This is a genomic window from Paenibacillus sp. CCS19 (assembly GCF_033239625.1).
GTDB lineage: Bacteria > Bacillota > Bacilli > Paenibacillales > Paenibacillaceae > Paenibacillus_T.
The window spans coordinates 18,912-37,661 of the sequence record NZ_BTCK01000032.1 but is presented as its reverse complement, the minus strand read 5'-3'; the positions used below and the strand labels follow the sequence as shown (position 1 = coordinate 37,661).

Below are 18,750 nucleotides of genomic sequence, written 5' to 3'. Positions count from 1 at the left end.
GCTTATTCGACTCCTGCTTCCGAGCCTTCCAAGTTCAAATTGAGCTTGTCGCTCTGAGCGTCGTCTTCGTCGTCGATTTCCAGCATTTCGATTTCTTGCTCGTCCTCAGACAAAATCTTAACGTCCATACCAAGGCTTTGAAGTTCCTTAATCAATACTTTGAACGATTCTGGAACGCCAGGCTCTGGCACGTTCTCGCCCTTCACGATCGATTCGTACGTCTTCACGCGACCTACGACGTCATCGGACTTAACCGTCAAAATTTCTTGCAGCGTGTAAGCTGCGCCATAGGCTTCGAGCGCCCATACTTCCATCTCACCGAAACGTTGTCCGCCGAACTGCGCTTTACCACCGAGCGGCTGCTGCGTAACGAGCGAGTAAGGACCCGTCGAACGAGCATGGATTTTATCGTCAACCATGTGCGCCAGTTTGATCATGTACATGACGCCGACCGTTACTTCACGTTCGAACTCTTCGCCCGTGCGGCCATCGTACAATACCGTCTTACCATTGCGCTGCATGCCTGCTTCTTCCATTGCGTTGAATACGTCATTCTCGCGAGCACCGTCGAATACCGGCGTTGCTGCGTGAATACCGAGACGTTTGCATGCCATACCAAGGTGAACCTCGAGTACCTGACCGATGTTCATCCGCGATGGTACACCCAGCGGGTTCAGTACGACTTCAACAGGCGTACCGTCCGGCAGGAACGGCATGTCTTCTTCTGGCATGATACGCGCGATAACACCTTTGTTACCGTGACGTCCTGCCATCTTGTCGCCCTCGGAAATCTTACGTTTCTGAGCGATATATGCACGAACCAGCTGATTAACGCCCGGAGGCAGTTCATCGCCGTTCTCACGCGTAAATACTTTTACGTCTACGACGATACCGTCTGTACCATGCGGTACGCGAAGGCTTGTATCGCGAACTTCGCGAGCTTTCTCGCCGAAGATTGCATGCAAGAGACGTTCTTCTGCCGTCAGTTCCGTTACGCCTTTAGGCGTTACTTTACCAACCAGGATGTCTCCGGCACTGATCTCAGCACCGACACGGATGATACCGCGCTCGTCGAGGTTCTTGAGTGCTTCTTCGCCGACGTTCGGAATGTCGCGCGTAATTTCTTCCGGTCCAAGCTTCGTGTCACGCGCTTCGGATTCGTATTCCTCGATGTGAATGGACGTATAAACGTCTTCCTTCACAAGCTTCTCGCTAAGAAGAATAGCATCCTCGTAGTTGTAACCTTCCCATGTCATGAAGGCAACGACTACGTTGCGGCCAAGCGCCAATTCGCCTTGTTCAGTCGACGGACCGTCAGCGAGAATATCGCCTTTGCGGATAACGTCGCCTTTGTTAACGATTGGACGTTGGTTAATGCACGTACCTTGGTTGGAACGCATAAACTTGTGAAGCTTATGTTTAACGAGATCGCCCGTTACTTGCTTGCCGTCGAGCAGCTCGATACGGCGCAGCCAGATCTCATTAGCAGATACGCGTTCAATAACACCGTCGTGTTTGGAAACGATACATACGCCCGAGTCCTTCGCCGACTTGTGCTCCATACCCGTACCGACGAACGGCGCTTTCGGGATCAGAAGCGGTACTGCTTGACGCTGCATGTTGGAACCCATGAGCGCACGGTTGGAGTCATCGTTCTCGAGGAACGGAATGAGCGCCGTAGCGACAGATACAACCTGTTTTGGCGATACGTCCATGTAGTCAACACGTTCGCTTGCCATCGTCAGAATGTTATCATTACGCTGCTTGTTGTAACGAACGAGAACAGTGTCATCTGCGAATTTACCTTCTTCGGTCAGCTTTGCATTCGCCTGAGCGATGACATAGTTATCCTCTTCGTCCGCTGTCATGTAATCGATCTGTTCAGTAACGATGCCTGTCTTCGGATCGACCCAACGATAAGGCGCCTCAATGAAGCCATATTCGTTGATGCGAGCGAATGTCGACAGCGAGTTGATCAGACCGATGTTCGGACCCTCTGGCGTCTCGATCGGACACATACGACCGTAGTGGGACGGATGTACGTCACGCACTTCGAAGCCAGCGCGTTCACGCGTCAAACCGCCAGGTCCGAGTGCGGACAAACGGCGTTTGTGCGTAAGTTCTGCCAGCGGGTTCGTCTGGTCCATGAACTGCGAGAGCTGGGAGGAACCGAAGAATTCCTTAATCGATGCGATAACCGGGCGGATGTTAATCAGCGCCTGCGGCGTAATCGCGTTCGCATCCTGAATGGACATGCGCTCGCGAACGACGCGCTCCATACGAGAAAGACCGATACGGAATTGGTTTTGCAGCAATTCACCAACAGAACGGAGACGACGGTTACCGAGGTGGTCAATATCGTCCGTGCTGCCGATGCCATGCAGCAGGTTGATGAAGTAGTTGATCGACGAGATAATATCTGCCGGCGTAACATGCTTCACCGTTTTGTCGATAATACCATTGGAAACGACCTTCACGATCTTGCCATCTTCAACTGGCGAGAATACGTTGATCGTCTGCAGCGGGATATCATCTGCATTCAGTACACCGTTCGCAACGTGGTAAGTTTTGAAGCCGACATTGCTTTCGAGTCTCGGCAAAATCTCATCCAACAGTCGACGATCGATCAGTTGGCCAGCCTCAGCGATAATTTCCCCTGTAGCAGGGTCAACAAGCGTTTCGGCAAGACGTTGATTGAACAGACGGTTTTTGATGTGCAGCTTTTTATTTATTTTGTAACGACCTACATTAGCCAGATCGTAACGCTTCGGATCGAAGAAACGTGCTACAAGCAAGCTCTTCGCATTCTCCAGCGTTGGTGGTTCGCCTGGACGAAGACGCTCGTAAATCTCGATGAGCGCTTTCTCTGTCGAATCCGTGTTGTCTTTATCCAGCGTGTTGCGAATATATTCATCTTGTCCGAGCAGGTCCAAGATCTCAGCATCCGTGCCGAAGCCGAGCGCACGAAGCAGGACCGTCACCGGAATTTTACGAGTCCGATCGATCCGAACATAGATAATATCTTTCGCGTCCGTCTCTAGTTCCAGCCATGCGCCACGGTTCGGAATAACTGTCGCCGTGTAGGTACGTTTGCCATTCTTGTCGACCTTCGTACTGAAGTAAACGCTTGGGGAGCGGACCAACTGGCTGACGATTACACGTTCTGCACCGTTAATAATAAAGGTGCCTGTCTCCGTCATAAGCGGAAAATCGCCCATGAAAACTTCTTGTTCCTTCACTTCGCCCGTTTCCTTGTTAAGGAGACGCACTTTCACACGAAGCGGAGCCGCATACGTAACGTCGCGCTCTTTAGACTCATCGACTGAATATTTTGGTTCACCAAGACTATAGTCGATAAATTCGAGTGACAGATTGCCCGTAAAGTCCTGAATCGGCGAAATGTCCTGGAACAACTCGAGTAAATCAGCATCCAGAAACTTCTCGTACGACTTTTGTTGGATTTCAATCAGGTTCGGGACTTCGAGCACTTCGTTAATACGCGCATAGCTCCTCCGCGTACGTCGACCCAACTGAACAAGTTGTCCTGCCAACTTAACCTCACCCCTCATGTCTGCTTCACAGCTTACGTATCGAAAAACAACAAAAACTTCCAAGACGGATCGTGATTTCATCCTTGATCTCTGTCCAACAATGGAAGTTTTCAGCCCATCAAGCGAAGCTAGGTTTACGACTTGTGCAAACGCAGCTTCGCCTGATGGTATTGAATCTTTGTGAAAAACAACTCCTAAATGAACCATAGAACAGGTTCAGGCGGTGCTTTTCCTTGCGAGATAAGAATGCGGTCATCTCACATACGATCGCTTCCTTATCTCGTAAAGAAAAGGCCGATCTCGAAATTCATTTCGAAGAACGAGCAACCAACCGGAGCATGATGAATCGAAGCGCGCATAGTGGCTCATATAAAGTAATTTTGCCCAAAACGTAAACATTATACGTCATTTAACGATTTTCTATGCATGAAACGCCTCGAATTTTGTTCTTGACATTTTAGCTAACTAAAGAGAATTAGCCCAGTCTAATACTGACATTTTATAATACTATCACATTCGAGAAGTCAAGTCAACAAATAGTTGCACTTTTGCCTAACTTTCACGTACTGCTCTGAAAATTCGGTAACCCTTATCTTTCGTTACTTCGTCTACGTTACCGAACAGTTCCAGAAGCTTCGCTTCTGCCGACGGAGCACCTTGCTTCTTCTGAATGACAACCCACATAGAGCCGCCAGGTTGAAGCAGTTGATAACCCTCTTCGAAAATACGATGAACAACAGCCTTACCAGCACGAATCGGCGGATTTGTAACAATTGCGTCAAACCGTTGGTCGCGAACCGCCTCGTAGATGTCACTCTGCACAATCGTTACATTATGAATACCATTGAGCCTAGCATTCTCTCTCGCAAGTTCAACTGCCCGCTCATTGATATCTATCATCGTTACATGCCCTTGATCCGCTAACCGGGCTGCCGTTAAGCCAATCGGACCGTAGCCACAGCCAACATCCAGCACCTGATCCTGCTTGTTAAGCTCAAGCACTTCGATTAGTACACGGCTGCCATAATCAATCCCTGTCTTAGAGAATACGCCTGCATCCGTTACATACTGGAATCGAAATCCACGCAGCTCATCCTGATGCGTTCTGCGATTATGCTCTACGCCTGGCGTTCTCGAATAATAATGATCAGCCATAACTTCCTCCCTGATGGCGGCTTATGCGGTAAAATAGGAACGAACCCCTTGAAGCCCGGAAGCCTCAAGGGGTTCGCCCATCTCTTAAGCGAGATTATTTTACTTCTACGGAAGCGCCTGCTTCTTCGAGCTTAGCTTTGATAGCTTCAGCCTCTTCTTTGGAAACTTTTTCTTTCAGTGCTTTAGGAGCGTTATCTACTACTTCTTTAGCTTCTTTCAGGCCAAGACCTGTCAGCTCGCGAACAACTTTGATAACGTTGATTTTCGACGCGCCAGCGTTGTTGAGGATAACGTCGAATTCAGTTTGCTCAGCAGCTTCAGCAGCGCCGCCGCCAGCTACTACTGCAACTGGAGCTGCAGCCGTAACACCGAATTCTTCTTCAATTGCTTTTACCAGATCGTTCAGTTCGAGAACCGTCATAGCCTTGATGGCTTCCAAGATTTGCTCTTTAGACATGGTTAAACCTCCATAAAATTATATTATTTTTAGTTGTGTTGCTATGAAGCTGGCATTACCCAGCTAATTGGATTAAGCTTGTGCTTCTTGTTTCTCCGAAACGGCTTTGACTGCCAGCGCGAAGTTGCGAACTGGAGCTTGGAGCACGCTGAGGAGCATCGACAGCAAACCTTCGCGGGACGGAAGATCCGCCAGCGCTTTGATTTGATCAACGTCAACAACACGGCCTTCAACAACGCCACCTTTTACTTTCAGTGCGTCGTTCTTCTTAGCGAAAGTGCTAAGAATTTTCGCTGGAGCAACGATGTCGTCGCCGCCAAATGCGATAGCCGTAGGACCCGTCAGAACAGCGTCGAGTTCCGACAGTTCTGCAGAAGCCGTTGCGCGGCGAACGAGCGAGTTCTTCAGTACTTGGAACTCGATGCCTGCCTCACGCAGTTGCTTACGGAGTTCCGTAACTTGAGCAACGTTCAATCCACGGTAGTCAGCTACAACAGTGGAAGAGCTGTTGCGAAGTTTCGCTGCAATCTCTTCAACCGCCAGTTGTTTCTCCTGGATGATTTTTGCATTTGCCATTTTGTACACCTCCCGTAAATTATTGCACATTCCGTCACTTGCGTTTCCCCGCCCGTGATGCATGAGAAAGGCCTTCGCATAGACAATGCGAAGGCCATGATGGTCTGATTCGATCAACACTCGAAAAGTGCGAAAGTCAAACACTGTATCATAACACCTCGGTAGGAAATTAAGCCTCTGGGGCACCTACTGTCTACGGTATGCGTATTCGAAGATTAGTGCAGATCTCTTAGCGGTACGAAGCCACGTTAACGCGAGCGCCAGGGCCCATCGTCGAAGAGATTGCAATGTTTTTCAGGTACACGCCTTTAGCCGATGCTGGTTTAGCACGGTTGAGCGCATCGATCAACGTTTTGAGGTTCTCAGCGAGCTTCTCAGCGTCGAACGATACTTTGCCGATCGGTGCAAGGATTTGACCTGCACGATCAAGACGGTACTCGATTTTACCAGCCTTAATCTCAGCTACGGCTTTGGAAACGTCAAACGTTACCGTGCCGGCTTTCGGGTTAGGCATGAGGCCTTTACCGCCGAGAATACGACCGAGTTTACCGACTTCAGCCATCATGTCCGGCGTAGCTACGCAGACATCGAAGTCGAACCAACCTTGTTGGATTTTGTTGATCATGTCGGAATCACCAACATAATCTGCGCCGGCAGCTTCTGCTTCCTTCGCTTTTTCGCCTTTAGCGAATACCAGAACGCGCTTCGTTTTACCCGTACCGTTAGGCAGGACAACTACGCCACGAACTGCTTGGTCTTGTTTACGCGGGTCAACACCCAGACGTACCGCAACCTCAACCGTCTCGTCGAATTTCGCTGTAGCAGCTTTCTTCACGAGTTCGATTGCTTCAAGTGATTCATAAGTTGCTTCGCTGTCAATCAGCTTAGCAGCTTCAACGTATTTCTTACCGTGTTTAGCCATTGTGGTAACCTCCTTGTGTGGTAGTAGCGGAATATCCTCCTTGCGGATGATCCTCCCACTTTCACGCCGACAGCCTTTGCTGTCGTACGCCGTCATCCCCCGTTAAGGAACGACGCGAACTGCTGCATGCAACAGTCGGATTAGTCTTCGATCACAACACCCATGCTGCGTGCTGTACCTTCGACCATGCGCATTGCCGCTTCAACGGACGCTGCGTTAAGGTCTTGCATCTTTTGCTCAGCGATCTCACGCACTTTCGCACGTTTAACCGTTGCGACTTTCTTCTTGTTCGGTTCGCCGGATCCTTTAGGGATACCCGCAGCAACGCGAAGCAATACGGCAGCCGGCGGCGTCTTCGTTTCGAACGTGAACGAACGGTCTTCGAATACGCTGATAACGACTGGAATGATCAGGCCCGCTTGGTCAGCCGTACGAGCATTGAATTCTTTACAGAACGCCATGATGTTAACGCCTGCTTGACCGAGGGCTGGACCGATCGGCGGTGCCGGATTCGCTTTGCCTGCTGGTACTTGCAGTTTAACCATCTTGATGACTTTCTTTGCCATGCTAAAACACCTCCTTAAAAGCGTAATGCCCATTAACTCGGAGCTAAGCTCCGTCTCGCCGGAGGCGCCGACGAATCAAGAAACCAGATTATTATATCTTCTCCACTTGAGTAAAATCAAGCTCCAATGGGGTTTCTCTGCCAAACATGTTCACTCGAACCTTCACTTTGCTCTTATCGAGCAAGATCTCTTCGATCGTACCGACAAAGCCAGCAAAAGGTCCCACCTTGACATTAACAGTTTCCTTCAGCTCGAATTCGATCTTCGGCTTCGGCTCATCAATGCCCATGTGTTTCAGAATCTGATCCACTTCTTCAGGCAACAATGGAGTCGGTTTAGAGCCGGATCCCGTCGAACCTACAAAGCCCGTTACACCAGGTGTGTTGCGAACAACATACCAGGAATCATCCGTTTGAACCATCTCGACGAGGACGTAGCCGGGGTAAACTTTACGCATGACAGTCTTCTTCTTACCGTCTTTGTTCACCACTTCTTCTTCCATCGGCACGAGCACACGGAAGATTTTGTCCTCCATGCCCATCGATTCTACGCGGCGTTCCAGGTTAGCCTTCACCTTGTTCTCATACCCAGAGTAGGTATGGACCACATACCATCGTTTTTCCATAACCATCCACCTTCGACTTCTTAAACAATCAGTTCGATCAGTTCAGAGATCCCGATGTCAAGAACCCAAAAGTAGATCGTTACGAGCACGATCGTAACAAGAACGACAATCGTATAGCTTGTCAGTTCTTTACGGCTCGGCCATCTTACTTTCTTCAGTTCTGCCCAACTGTCTGCGAAGAAACTGAACGTCGTTCCGAAGCCTTGCTTCATCTTAGCCAAAAAAGCCACGTTCACACCTCCAATAGACTATCTCGTCTCGCGATGAGGAGTATGCTCGTTACAGAACTTGCAAAACTTCTTCATCTCGATGCGGTCGGGGTGGTTGCGCTTGTTTTTGTTGGTTGCATAGTTTCTTTGTTTGCAGTTCGTACAAGCCAACGTAATGATTACCCGCATTGAAGTACACCTCCTGCGACGTACTAAGTGATGCTCTAATATGTTGAATCATGATTGATTCCTGAGCCAATAGGTGAAAATTGCAGTTTTAGACCTACCCAAACAGATTATCATATCGCAATTTTCGTGTCAATGCCGATATATTCAACAATATATTTGGCTGTAAGAGCAGCAAACGCGCGTCAACGCTGGGTTTCTCACGGACGACAGGGCATCGGGTACCCTTCCGAGCATTATGGCCAATTTTCGGCAAAATAGACATACTAGTACATTTGAGGCACATCTATCTTGCGAACAACCCTAATCTCACAACTCATTTAAACACTACTATGCACGCAATCCCAATCAACTCTTCGCGAAATAAAAAAGACTCGCAATCGCGAGTCTTCGTTCAATAATCGATATAATAACTATCCGCCAATGTCCCGAACTTCCAAATAGCGTTCAAGCTTGCGCTTAACCCGCTGCAGCGCGTTGTCGATCGATTTCACATGCCGATCTAAGTCGACTGCGATCTCTTGATACGACCGGCCATCCAAGTAGAGCATGAGCACCTTGCGTTCAAGATCGCTCAATATCTCCGACATCTTATCTTCTAATCCTACGAACTCTTCCTGATTAATGATCAACTCTTCCGGATCAGATACGCGGGTACCGCATATAACGTCCAGCAAGGTTCGATCAGAATCTTCGTCGTATATCGGCTTATCCAGCGAGACGTACGAATTGAGCGGAATATGCTTCTGACGCGTTGCCGTCTTAATCGCAGTAATAATCTGCCGCGTGATGCACAGTTCGGCAAACGCTTTGAAAGACGACAGCTTGTCACCCTTAAAATCGCGAATCGACTTGTATAAGCCAATCATACCTTCTTGCACAATGTCTTCTCGGTCAGCGCCGATTAAAAAGTAGGATCTAGCTTTCGCGCGAACGAAATTGCGGTACTTGTTAATCAAATACTCCAACGCTTCGCTATCGCCGTCGCGGACCGCCTCTACGATATCTTCGTCCGTTCTGCAGTCATATCCGTCCGTACTCGTTTCTTTGAGGTCGATGCTCACGAACTATCCCTCCGGCCTGCAAGGCGTGCACTGCTCGACTCGCACTCTATCAAGCATAGCAACAGTATACATTATGTAACTTCTAACCGTCAACCAATCCGAGCGAGGATCGACGCTTACAATCTAGTAGATTTGTAAGTTTTTGGCCAATTATTGTTAGATCCATGTTACCTTCATGTAACAACACATTACACACATCTCACATTTTACCTCGACGCCATTGCTCGAGCTGTGCCCGTACATCCAGCGGAAGTGTTCCATCCACCGTATTGCGTTTGCGAGGACGTTCATCAGTCTCCCGAATAGTCGCTCGAATGAGCTTTCTCTTTTGTTCAACATCAACCAGCAGCTCTCTCGCCGAAACCCTTAAAGCTCCTTTGCCAAATGCAACGTGCTGCTCGGTCAGGTCAGAGGTAGCAACGTAGATGTCTCGCCCGCGCATAGTCAACTCTGCAACGAGCCGTTCGATGCACTCATCTGCCGTTTCCTTCTCTTTGGTATAGACGACCTGGAGGCTGTGCTGCTTAAACTTGGCACCATGACCCGGTACCTGATGCGCATCGAAAATGACGTAGACCAGCATTCCCGTGAACCCTTGGTAATCAGCCAGCATATCCAATAACGCATCCCGAGCATCCTCCAGCTCCTCGTCGCGCAGCCGCTGCAGTGACGGCCATGCGCCGATGACGTTATAGCCGTCGACCAAAAGCACATCCTTGCGGTTCATTGCTAGCTGCCTCTGCGCTGGCGAAGCACTTCATACATCAATACCCCTGCAGCTACCGATGCATTAAGCGAGTTCAGCTTGCCGGCCATCGGCAGCTTAACGAGAAAATCGCATTTCTCGCGGATCAGGCGTCCCATTCCTTTGCCTTCATTACCTATGACGATGGCGATTGGCATATCGAACTTCGTACGGTATACATCCTGTTCAGCCGACAGATCCGTTCCCGCTACCCATACGCCTTGTTCTTTGAGTAACTCGATCGTTTGCGCCAGATTCGTCACCCGTGCTACTTTCACATATTCCGCAGCACCCGCTGACGTCTTGGATACGGTTGCCGTCAAGCTTGCGGAACGGCGCTTCGGAATGATGACGCCGTGAACTCCCGTACACTCCGCTGTCCGCAGAATGGAGCCGAGGTTGTGTGGATCTTCGATTTCATCCAACACGAGCAGGAATGGCGTCTCGCCCTTCTCCTTCGCCGCTTCCAACAGCTCGTCCACTTCGTAGTAGCGGTATGGCGCAACCTGTGCAATGACGCCTTGGTGCGCCACTTCGCCCGCCAATGTGTCCAGCTTGCGTTTATCTGCGAATTGCACGATAACGCCTTGCTGCTTCGCCTCTGCGATAATCGGTGCCGTCAGATGCTTCTGCGCACCTTCAGCTACCCATATTTTATTGATTTCCCGGCCAGAGCGCAGCGCTTCGAGCACGGGGTGCTTGCCCGCTACAATCTCTTCACTGCCTGCCTGTTCTTGATCTTCAACCCGCTCCGCTACTCGCACTTGGTCATTCGAACGTTCGCGCCGGCGATCTGGTTTATGTGGATACCGCTGTTTCATACTTCTTCTCTCCTGACATCAGGATCTTTGAACGTGACATCAGGAACTTTGAATGGCGTTCAAAGTCACACTGCATATTCAAAGTCGCTCTGCTTAGTAATTTGCTGCACACGCTTATTGCTTCGTTGCTCCATCATCCAGGGCGACGGCCAGCAGCTCTCTAATACGATCGCTGCGGCGCTCGTAGAACAAGTAGCCGAACAGCGTTTCCAATGCCGTCGCATGCCGGTAGTCAGCAGGGTCCGCATTCTTCGGCGGTTTGCCTGACTTGGCATTGCGTCCTCTCCGTACGACGTCCGCCTCTTCCTCAGTCAGCATCGGCGCCAGCTTCTCCAGCGTCACGCGCTGCGCCTTGGCAGAAACCCGCTTCGTTGCTTCGCGATGCAAATCATGCGACTGATGGTTCGGCTTCGAAATTAAGTATTGGCGGATGAGCAATTCATAAACAGCATCTCCCGCATAGGCCAGCACGACCGGATTCATGAGCCTTGCCGACTTCGCAGGCTCATGAACGAGCAGATCGAGCGCTTCATTCATTACATGGTTGTCATTATCGATCATTTGCGCCGCCACTTAATGCCCTGAGGCGTATCTTCCAACACGATGTTCTCTGCCGCGAGTATGTCACGAATCTCGTCGGCACGCGCCCAGTTCTTGGCCTTGCGCGCTTCAGTCCGTTCTACAATAAGCTTCTCAATCTGCTCATCGAGCAGTTCATCCGCTGCATTTGCGTCAGGCAGCAAACCTAGCGTCTTATCGAATTGCTCCATGAGCGCAAGCAGTGAGCCAAGCTCTCCAGCCGTTGCATCCTGGCGCTGCATCGTGCTGTTCGCTTCCGATACGAGTTCGAACCATGCTGTAATCGCATCCGGCGTATTGAAATCGTCGTTCATCTTCGCTTCGAATTGTGCTTGAATTGCTGCAAGACGAGCATCGAGCTCCGCATTGCCCGAGGAGACGCCTGCTTCGAATACGTCCGTCGCTGCAAGCGAAGACAGGCGGTGACGCAGGTTGCCTGCACTGTTCGCAATCCGTTCAATGCTGTTCTCAGCCTGCAGTATCGTATCGTCGCTGAAGTTCAGCGGGCTGCGATAATGCGTTGCTAGCATGAAATAACGAATGGCGGTTGCTTTGGTCCGTTTAAGCAGTTCACGAACCGTTATGCCGTTGCCGAGCGACTTGGACATTTTCTCATTATTAATATGAATATATCCGTTATGCATCCAGTAGCGTGCAAGCGGCTTGCCCGTCAGCGACTCCGATTGCGCCACTTCGCATTCATGATGCGGGAATTGAAGGTCATGACCGCCGCCGTGAATATCGAGCGTATCGCCAAGATACTCGCGCGCCATTGCGGAGCATTCGATATGCCAGCCTGGACGTCCGTCGCCCCAAGGGCTCGACCAATAGATCTCGCCTGGCTTCGCCGCCTTCCATAACACGAAGTCCTGGGCATTCTCTTTGCGCTCATCCACTTCAATGCGGATACCGTGCTGCAGCTCATCCGTGTTCTGATGCGACAGCTTGCCGTATTCTTCGAATTTGTTCGTACGGAAATACACATCGCCGCCGCTTTCATAGGCATAGCCCTTATCGACCAAGCCAGCGATAAAATCAATGATCAGCGGAATATGGTCCGTTACGCGCGGGTTGCGCGTCGCCTTATGAACACCAAGCGCTTCAATATCTTCATTAAAAGCTGCAACAAACGTGTCCGCCACTTCCGGAACCGTCGTGCCCAGCTGCTCCGCTTTGCGAATGAGTTTGTCGTCCACGTCTGTGAAATTGACAATGTAAGAGACATCGTGACCTGCGCTCTCTAGATAGCGTCTCACAACGTCAAAGAAGATAACCGGACGCGCATTGCCAATATGAATGTAGTCGTATACGGTCGGCCCGCATACATACATTTTGACCTTGCCTTGCTCCTGCGGCACGAACTGTTCTTGCGTGCGCGTCAGCGTATTGTATATTGAAACTGTCATTTTACGGATTCTCCTTCGAGTACGGGCTCCTTCTCCTGCAGCTTTCCCGCTTGAGCCCTCAGATCTTGTACTTCATGCTTCAAATCGTGGATTTCCTTCTGCATCTTACGCAGCATCTCGACAACCGGGTCCGGAAGCTTCGTATGATCAAGCCGATCGCCTACCCGCTCGCCGTTGCGCTTCACGATACGGCCTGGAATGCCTACAACGGTGCTGTTCTCCGGTACTGGGCTCAATACGACCGAGTTGGCTCCGATATTCGAATTATCGCCAACAGAGAATGATCCAAGCACTTTCGCACCCGAAGCAATGACAACATTGTTGCCGATCGTCGGATGGCGTTTGCCTTTCTCCTTACCGGTACCGCCGAGCGTAACCCCTTGATAAATGACGACGTCATCACCAATCTCGCACGTCTCGCCTATCACAACGCCCATGCCATGGTCGATAAAGAGCCGATTGCCGATCCTTGCACCTGGATGAATCTCGATTCCGGTCATAAAACGGCTGAACTGCGATATTCCCCGAGCGATCGCGAACCAGCCTCTTGTATAAAATCCATGCGCAATCCGATGTGCCCATATGGCGTGCAAGCCGGAATAGGTCAGCACAACCTCCATTCGGCTTCTCGCCGCCGGATCGTTATCGAACACCGCCTGTATATCCGATCGTATATGTCTAAGCATCTCGACTCCCCCTCTCCCATTCCCCGCCTATCAACTACTAGATAAGGTGCATCTATGCAAAAAGTTCAATCCGCATTCGCCGCAATGGTTCGTCATCCATTCTAGCCCTGCGATTGCCCTTCTTAAACCCTAACTCACATCTAAGGAGTGTAATCATGCAAAAAAGCCTCTGCAGTCCATAAGGACTACAGAGGCGTATTTGATCGCGGTTCCACTCTGCCTGAACAGTTGCCTTGCCCGTAAGGGCTGCGGCATCATACATACCGTTCTTCTCAGCTGCCCGCTAACGGGGGCGCTCCCGTTGCCGCCTACCCCGTCAGCTTACATCTGTGCAGACGGATCGGAGCAAGGCTCCCAGGTGCAACAGCATCGCTGCGGGAATAGACAACTTACAGCCCACATGCCAAACGAATTCCGCGGGTGAGGCGGATTCGGCATGACGGTTGTCCTCTCTGCGAATCCCGTATTAGCGTACTTCTCCTGTTCAAAGCCTGTAAATATGCAATTGTTCTCGTTACGTTCAGTATAACGAATCGTTACCGAAGTGACAAGGGAAGTCGTAAAAGGAACGACGCCCATTCAACCTCCGCTTGTCCTCTATAGGCTAGCGATTGAGGCGAAGCTTCAGTCGGTCTACTACTTTCTGTTTGCCCAGCAGCGCAATCGTTTGGTTCAAGTCCGGACCATGCGTCTGACCCGTAAGCGCGGCGCGAATCGGCATGAAGAGCGCCTTGCCTTTGCAGCCTGTCTCCTGCTGTACGGATTTGATCAGACCTTTCTGATCATCTGCAGTGAACGATTCAGCCGCTTCAACTTGTGCAAGGTAAGCGCTCAGCACTGCCGGCACAGTCTCTTCGGCCAGCACTTCAACTGCTTCGCTCTCATCCTCCACGCTGTCGCGGAAGAACAGCTCCGTCAGCGGCACGATTTCGGAAGCGGAACGCAGTTTATCCTGATACAGCTTCACAAGATCCGTGACCCAAGCATACGATTCAGCCGTCGTTGGATCTGCGACACGACCTGCTGCTTGGAGATGCGGCAGACACATTGCGACGATACGCTCTGGATCGGCTTTCTTAATATATTCATTGTTCATCCAAGCGAGCTTGTTCGTGTCGAACACCGCCGGGCTCTTGCTTAGACGCGAAGCGTTGAATACGTTGACCAGCTCTTCGCGGGAGTAGATCTCTTGCTCGCCTTCTGGCGACCAACCGAGCAGCGCAATGAAGTTGAACATCGCTTCCGGCAAATAACCGAGCGAATCGTATTGTTCAATGAACTGAATGATCGACTCATCGCGTTTGCTGAGCTTCTTGCGCGTTTCGTTCACGATCAGCGTCATATGGCCGAACTGCGGCGGCGTCCAGCCGAACGCTTCATAGATCATCAGCTGGCGAGGCGTATTGGAGATATGATCTTCGCCACGCAGAACGTGCGAGATGCGCATCAGATAATCATCGAGCACAACAGCAAAGTTGTACGTCGGAATGCCGTCCTTCTTCACGATGACGAAGTCGCCCATTCCTTCGCTGTCGAAGCTGATTTCGCCTTTGACCATGTCGTTGAACGTATACGTCTTGCCTTCCGTCACACGGAACCGAATGCTTGGCACGCGGCCCTCTGCTTCGAACGCTTGGCGCTGCTCATCCGTCAGATCGCGGTGACGACCGGAGTAACGCGGCGTCTCGCCGCGAGCGATTTGCTCTTCGCGCTCTGCTTCGAGCTCTTCTTCCGTGCAATAGCAGCGGTAAGCAAGTCCGCGGTTCAGCAGATCCTGCCAATACTCTTCATAGATTGCCAGACGTTCCGTCTGACGGTAAGGGCCATAGCCGCCCCCGATATCGACGCTCTCATCCCAATCCATGCCGAGCCAGCGCAAGTACTTCAGCTGACTTTCCTCGCCGCCCGCCACATTGCGCTTCACGTCTGTATCTTCGATCCGAATGATGAATTGTCCACCTAGACTGCGTGCGTACAAATAATTGAACAAGGCCGTTCTTGCATTGCCGATATGTAGATGTCCGGTAGGCGATGGCGCGTACCGAACGCGAATTGGCTGCTGTGACATACCTGTTATCCTCCTGACATATAGAACTTTGAGCCCGGCAAAGGGAACTTCGCGCTTACGTAAAGTCTCTCCGCTCTCAAAGTCACCTGCTTATAATTGTGCGATAGCCTCACACTTACGAATACTTATAATGCCTAAGATGATAGCACATCCTTCACGAGGCAAACAACCGTCTGCGCCGCGATTCCTTCTCCTCTGCCTGGGAAACCAAGCTTCTCCGTCGTCGTCGCTTTCACGTTAACTTGCGACAGATCGTCTGCTTCAAGCACGCGGGCGATTACTTCTACCATCTGTGGAATATATGGCAGCATCTTCGGACGCTGAGCGATGATCGTATTATCAATGTTACCGAGCTTATAGCCCCGCTCCTTCGCCAGCTTCCATACATGCTCCAGCAGCTTTACGCTGTCTGCCCCTTCATAAGCTGGATCGGTGTCTGGAAAATGCTTGCCGATATCGCCCAATCCGAGCGCGCCGAGCACTGCATCCGCTACCGAGTGAAGCAGTACGTCTGCATCCGAATGACCAAGAAGGCCTTTCTCATATGGAATCGTTACGCCGCCGATAATGCATGGACGACCTTCCACGAGTTGATGTACATCAAAACCTTGTCCTACTCGAATCATTGCGAAACTTCCCCCTTGAGTTCTATCCTTATTTTATTACTGACCTGTACACTCTCCCGCATCGCCAACAAAAATTCCGCATATGGCAAATCGTCCGGCGTCGTAATCTTGATGTTCGTATATTCGCCTTCTGCTACGACAACCGGAACGTTCAGCCGCTCGACGACCATCGCGTCGTCCGTACCGAGGAACTCATCCGCTTCCGCCGTCTCATGGGCTCTAGTGAGCAATTCACGACGAAAAGCTTGCGGCGTTTGAATCGCCCACAAGCTTCGGCGGTCAGGCGTCGCTGTGATGACGCCTGAATCGTTCACCTGTTTGATCGTATCTTTCACAGGCACAGCGATAACCGCTGCCCCCTGGTCTTCACCTTTCATCGCTGCTGTGCAGCAAGCTCGTACCGCGTCTTGAGTAACAAGCGGCCGAACGCCGTCATGTACCATGACCCATTGCAGATGCGAAGGCAGTGACTTAAGACCAAGATGCACCGAATGCTGACGTTCGGAACCACCTTGCACAATCGCAGTCACCTTAGTGAGCCCGTATTGAGCCACCCAATCTTCACAACGTCCGATATCGGCTTGTCCGACAACCAGCGCAATTGCAGCTGTCTCATCCATGGATTGGAACAGCTCCAGCGTATGGACGAGAATCGGCTTGTCTCGCAACGTTAGATACTGTTTGCTCTCCGCCGTTCCCATCCGCGTGCCTTTGCCCGCCGCCACGATGACGACGCCCCATTGTGCGTTCATGTATTCGATACCCGCCTCGCCGTATAATCCATAAAGTTTAACCTATTTAAAAGTTAAACCTCTATAGTATCATCATACCGCGTTATTGCGCTTTTTCCAACAGCTTCGGCTTCGCGAATATCATTCTGCCCGCTGACGTCTGCAGAACGCTCGTCACGAGCACCTCCATCGTCGTACCGATATAGTCGCGCCCGCCTTCAACGACAATCATCGTGCCGTCATCCAGATATGCGACGCCTTGCCCGTGCTCCTTGCCATCCTTAATGACTTGAACGACGATTTCTTCTCCAGGCAGCACAACCGGCTTCACGGCGTTCGCAAGGTCATTAATATTGAGGACAGACACTCCTTGAAGCTCGCATACCTTATTCAAGTTGAAGTCATTCGTAACCACTTTGCCGCCCAGCGCCTTCGCTAGTTTCACGAGTTTGCTGTCTACCTCGCCGATTTCTTCGAAATCACCCTCGTAGATCAACACCCGGACATCGAGTTCCTTCTGAATTTTGTTCAAAATATCCAGCCCCCGGCGTCCGCGATTACGCTTGAGCAAATCCGATGAATCCGCGATATGCTGCAGTTCTTCCAGCACAAATTCCGGAATGACGAGCGTCCCCTCGATAAATCCGGTTTTGCAAATATCAGCGATACGGCCGTCGATAATGACGCTCGTATCTAATATTTTGTGCTCCTCATACTTGCTCTTGCCGTCATCCTCCGGCTGTGCAGCACGACGCTGAAGCAATGCGGTCAGCCCTGCGGACAACTCTTCCTTCTTACCCAAACCTAACTGCAGCCCCATATAACCAAGCAGCAACGTCAGTATAACGGGAACAAGAAGACCGATACCATTAATCTTTGCAACTGCGGGATACAGAAGCGCTGCGAACACTAACCCTGCGAACATACCAACAGCGCCTGCCATCAGGTCAGGTGCAGGAAGGCTAGCGAGACGCTCAGAGCCCTGTTTTACCCTCTTCATAATTGGTGCTGCAAATGTCGTAGCCGCTGCGAAACCACAGAATGCGCCTAATGCAATATACAAGTAATTCATACTAGACCCGCCGCTTTGCGGCATAGTCCCCAGCATGGACAAGGAAAGATCGCCGCCCATCCAAGCGTGCCACTGACTTCCGATCAATCCGCCAAGCCAAATGCCAATGATTTGAATAATTCGTTTCATGGCTTTTTCCACCTCCATTATTCATTATGGTCAGCGCATTCGCCCATTAATCGCCGACTCATCCAATTTCTTTTGAAATGCCAATGTCAGAAGATTATAATAGAGCTATGTAAAGCCGAATCCGAGAGAGGTGGATGCAAGTGACATTGGATCAATTCCAGCAACAGGTTTCTGAACTGCTTCTGCGACATCGCAGTCTGCTCGACGTCCTGTCCAAGTATGGCCAAACCGGTTCTGCCGTAAATCGTGCCGTCGCAAAGGCTGTTACGGAATGCGGCTGCATTGAATTAAATGCGAAGAAACAGGCGTATAACGACGATACCGATCTGACAGCCGCGCAATCGGTGCTGGAGAATCACATGAACGGCCAGCTCTGCGAACAATGCAGCGATGTGCTGCGCGCTGAGCTTGGACGCAATCTGTTCTACATGTCCGCTCTTTGCAATCTGCTCGATATTAATCTGGAAGACGTCGTCGCTCGCGAGTCTGACAAATGCTCGACACTCGGTCTGTTTAACATGAGATAACGATCATCATACCCTTTTCGCTTATGCGAATAAGCCCGAAGCATATGAG

The 18,750-nt window shown here is 50.8% G+C and carries 20 protein-coding genes and 1 other annotated feature; of the genes, 1 reads left to right on the top strand and 19 read right to left on the bottom strand.

The window, feature by feature from the left end:
* Positions 1-2: 2 nt before the first annotated feature.
* The 19 genes from rpoB to SBI19_RS19960 all read right to left on the bottom strand — a co-directional run bounded on the left by rpoB (position 3) and on the right by SBI19_RS19960 (position 18,174).
* The gene (rpoB, locus tag SBI19_RS20050; RefSeq protein WP_317971309.1) at positions 3-3,551 is read right to left on the bottom strand and encodes a DNA-directed RNA polymerase subunit beta; all 3,549 of its coding nucleotides are present in this window, start codon (positions 3,549-3,551) and stop codon (positions 3-5) included.
* Between the two features lie 552 nt (positions 3,552-4,103).
* Entirely contained in the window at positions 4,104-4,706 is a 603-nt protein-coding gene (locus tag SBI19_RS20045; protein ID WP_317971308.1) for a class I SAM-dependent methyltransferase, read from the bottom strand.
* A 94-nt stretch (positions 4,707-4,800) separates the two neighbouring features.
* On the bottom strand, positions 4,801-5,163 hold the full coding sequence (rplL, locus tag SBI19_RS20040) for a 50S ribosomal protein L7/L12 (protein ID WP_110046852.1): 363 nt from the start codon (positions 5,161-5,163) through the stop codon (positions 4,801-4,803).
* A gap of 72 nt (positions 5,164-5,235) precedes the next feature.
* Positions 5,236-5,739: a 50S ribosomal protein L10 gene (gene rplJ / locus SBI19_RS20035; protein ID WP_110046851.1), complete on the bottom strand. Its 504-nt coding sequence runs from the start codon at positions 5,737-5,739 to the stop codon at positions 5,236-5,238.
* A gap of 55 nt (positions 5,740-5,794) precedes the next feature.
* Positions 5,795-5,956, bottom strand: a sequence feature (ribosomal protein L10 leader region).
* Between the two features lie 12 nt (positions 5,957-5,968).
* The gene (gene rplA / locus SBI19_RS20030) at positions 5,969-6,661 is read right to left on the bottom strand and encodes a 50S ribosomal protein L1 (RefSeq protein ID WP_191207169.1); all 693 of its coding nucleotides are present in this window, start codon (positions 6,659-6,661) and stop codon (positions 5,969-5,971) included.
* Positions 6,662-6,801: 140 nt separating this feature from the next.
* A complete protein-coding gene (rplK, locus tag SBI19_RS20025) occupies positions 6,802-7,227 on the bottom strand; it encodes a 50S ribosomal protein L11 (protein ID WP_110046849.1) in 426 nt (141 codons plus the stop codon).
* A 91-nt stretch (positions 7,228-7,318) separates the two neighbouring features.
* Positions 7,319-7,852 (bottom strand): transcription termination/antitermination protein NusG, encoded by a 534-nt coding sequence (gene nusG, locus SBI19_RS20020; RefSeq protein ID WP_191207168.1) that lies wholly within the window; start codon positions 7,850-7,852, stop codon positions 7,319-7,321.
* Between the two features lie 20 nt (positions 7,853-7,872).
* On the bottom strand, positions 7,873-8,082 hold the full coding sequence (gene secE, locus SBI19_RS20015) for a preprotein translocase subunit SecE (protein ID WP_191207167.1): 210 nt from the start codon (positions 8,080-8,082) through the stop codon (positions 7,873-7,875).
* An 18-nt stretch (positions 8,083-8,100) separates the two neighbouring features.
* Entirely contained in the window at positions 8,101-8,250 is a 150-nt protein-coding gene (gene rpmG, locus SBI19_RS20010) for a 50S ribosomal protein L33 (protein WP_127532442.1), read from the bottom strand.
* Between the two features lie 410 nt (positions 8,251-8,660).
* On the bottom strand, positions 8,661-9,311 hold the full coding sequence (gene sigH, locus SBI19_RS20005) for an RNA polymerase sporulation sigma factor SigH (RefSeq protein ID WP_317971307.1): 651 nt from the start codon (positions 9,309-9,311) through the stop codon (positions 8,661-8,663).
* A 199-nt stretch (positions 9,312-9,510) separates the two neighbouring features.
* On the bottom strand, positions 9,511-10,038 hold the full coding sequence (locus SBI19_RS20000; RefSeq protein ID WP_317971306.1) for an NYN domain-containing protein: 528 nt from the start codon (positions 10,036-10,038) through the stop codon (positions 9,511-9,513).
* Between the two features lie 2 nt (positions 10,039-10,040).
* On the bottom strand, positions 10,041-10,877 hold the full coding sequence (gene rlmB / locus SBI19_RS19995; RefSeq protein ID WP_317971305.1) for a 23S rRNA (guanosine(2251)-2'-O)-methyltransferase RlmB: 837 nt from the start codon (positions 10,875-10,877) through the stop codon (positions 10,041-10,043).
* Between the two features lie 114 nt (positions 10,878-10,991).
* Positions 10,992-11,438 (bottom strand): Mini-ribonuclease 3, encoded by a 447-nt coding sequence (locus tag SBI19_RS19990; protein WP_317971304.1) that lies wholly within the window; start codon positions 11,436-11,438, stop codon positions 10,992-10,994.
* Positions 11,435-12,862 (bottom strand): cysteine--tRNA ligase, encoded by a 1,428-nt coding sequence (gene cysS / locus SBI19_RS19985; protein WP_317971303.1) that lies wholly within the window; start codon positions 12,860-12,862, stop codon positions 11,435-11,437. Before cysS ends, SBI19_RS19990 begins: the two co-directional genes overlap by 4 nt.
* Complete coding sequence (gene cysE / locus SBI19_RS19980) at positions 12,859-13,548, bottom strand: serine O-acetyltransferase (protein ID WP_317971302.1); 690 nt, start codon at positions 13,546-13,548, stop codon at positions 12,859-12,861. Before cysE ends, cysS begins: the two co-directional genes overlap by 4 nt.
* Before the next feature lie 604 nt (positions 13,549-14,152).
* Complete coding sequence (gene gltX, locus SBI19_RS19975; RefSeq protein WP_317971301.1) at positions 14,153-15,616, bottom strand: glutamate--tRNA ligase; 1,464 nt, start codon at positions 15,614-15,616, stop codon at positions 14,153-14,155.
* 134 nt (positions 15,617-15,750) lie between these two features.
* Entirely contained in the window at positions 15,751-16,242 is a 492-nt protein-coding gene (gene ispF, locus SBI19_RS19970) for a 2-C-methyl-D-erythritol 2,4-cyclodiphosphate synthase (RefSeq protein ID WP_317971300.1), read from the bottom strand.
* On the bottom strand, positions 16,239-16,994 hold the full coding sequence (gene ispD / locus SBI19_RS19965) for a 2-C-methyl-D-erythritol 4-phosphate cytidylyltransferase (RefSeq protein ID WP_317971299.1): 756 nt from the start codon (positions 16,992-16,994) through the stop codon (positions 16,239-16,241). Before ispD ends, ispF begins: the two co-directional genes overlap by 4 nt.
* An 82-nt stretch (positions 16,995-17,076) precedes the next feature.
* Positions 17,077-18,174 (bottom strand): PIN/TRAM domain-containing protein, encoded by a 1,098-nt coding sequence (locus SBI19_RS19960; RefSeq protein ID WP_317971298.1) that lies wholly within the window; start codon positions 18,172-18,174, stop codon positions 17,077-17,079.
* Between the two features lie 140 nt (positions 18,175-18,314).
* Between SBI19_RS19960 and SBI19_RS19955 the strand changes: the two genes are divergently transcribed.
* Positions 18,315-18,701 carry a nucleoside triphosphate pyrophosphohydrolase family protein gene (locus SBI19_RS19955; protein ID WP_483312319.1) on the top strand — a complete coding sequence of 129 codons (387 nt, stop codon included), beginning with the start codon at positions 18,315-18,317 and terminating at the stop codon, positions 18,699-18,701.
* The last annotated feature ends 49 nt before the right edge of the window (positions 18,702-18,750 follow it).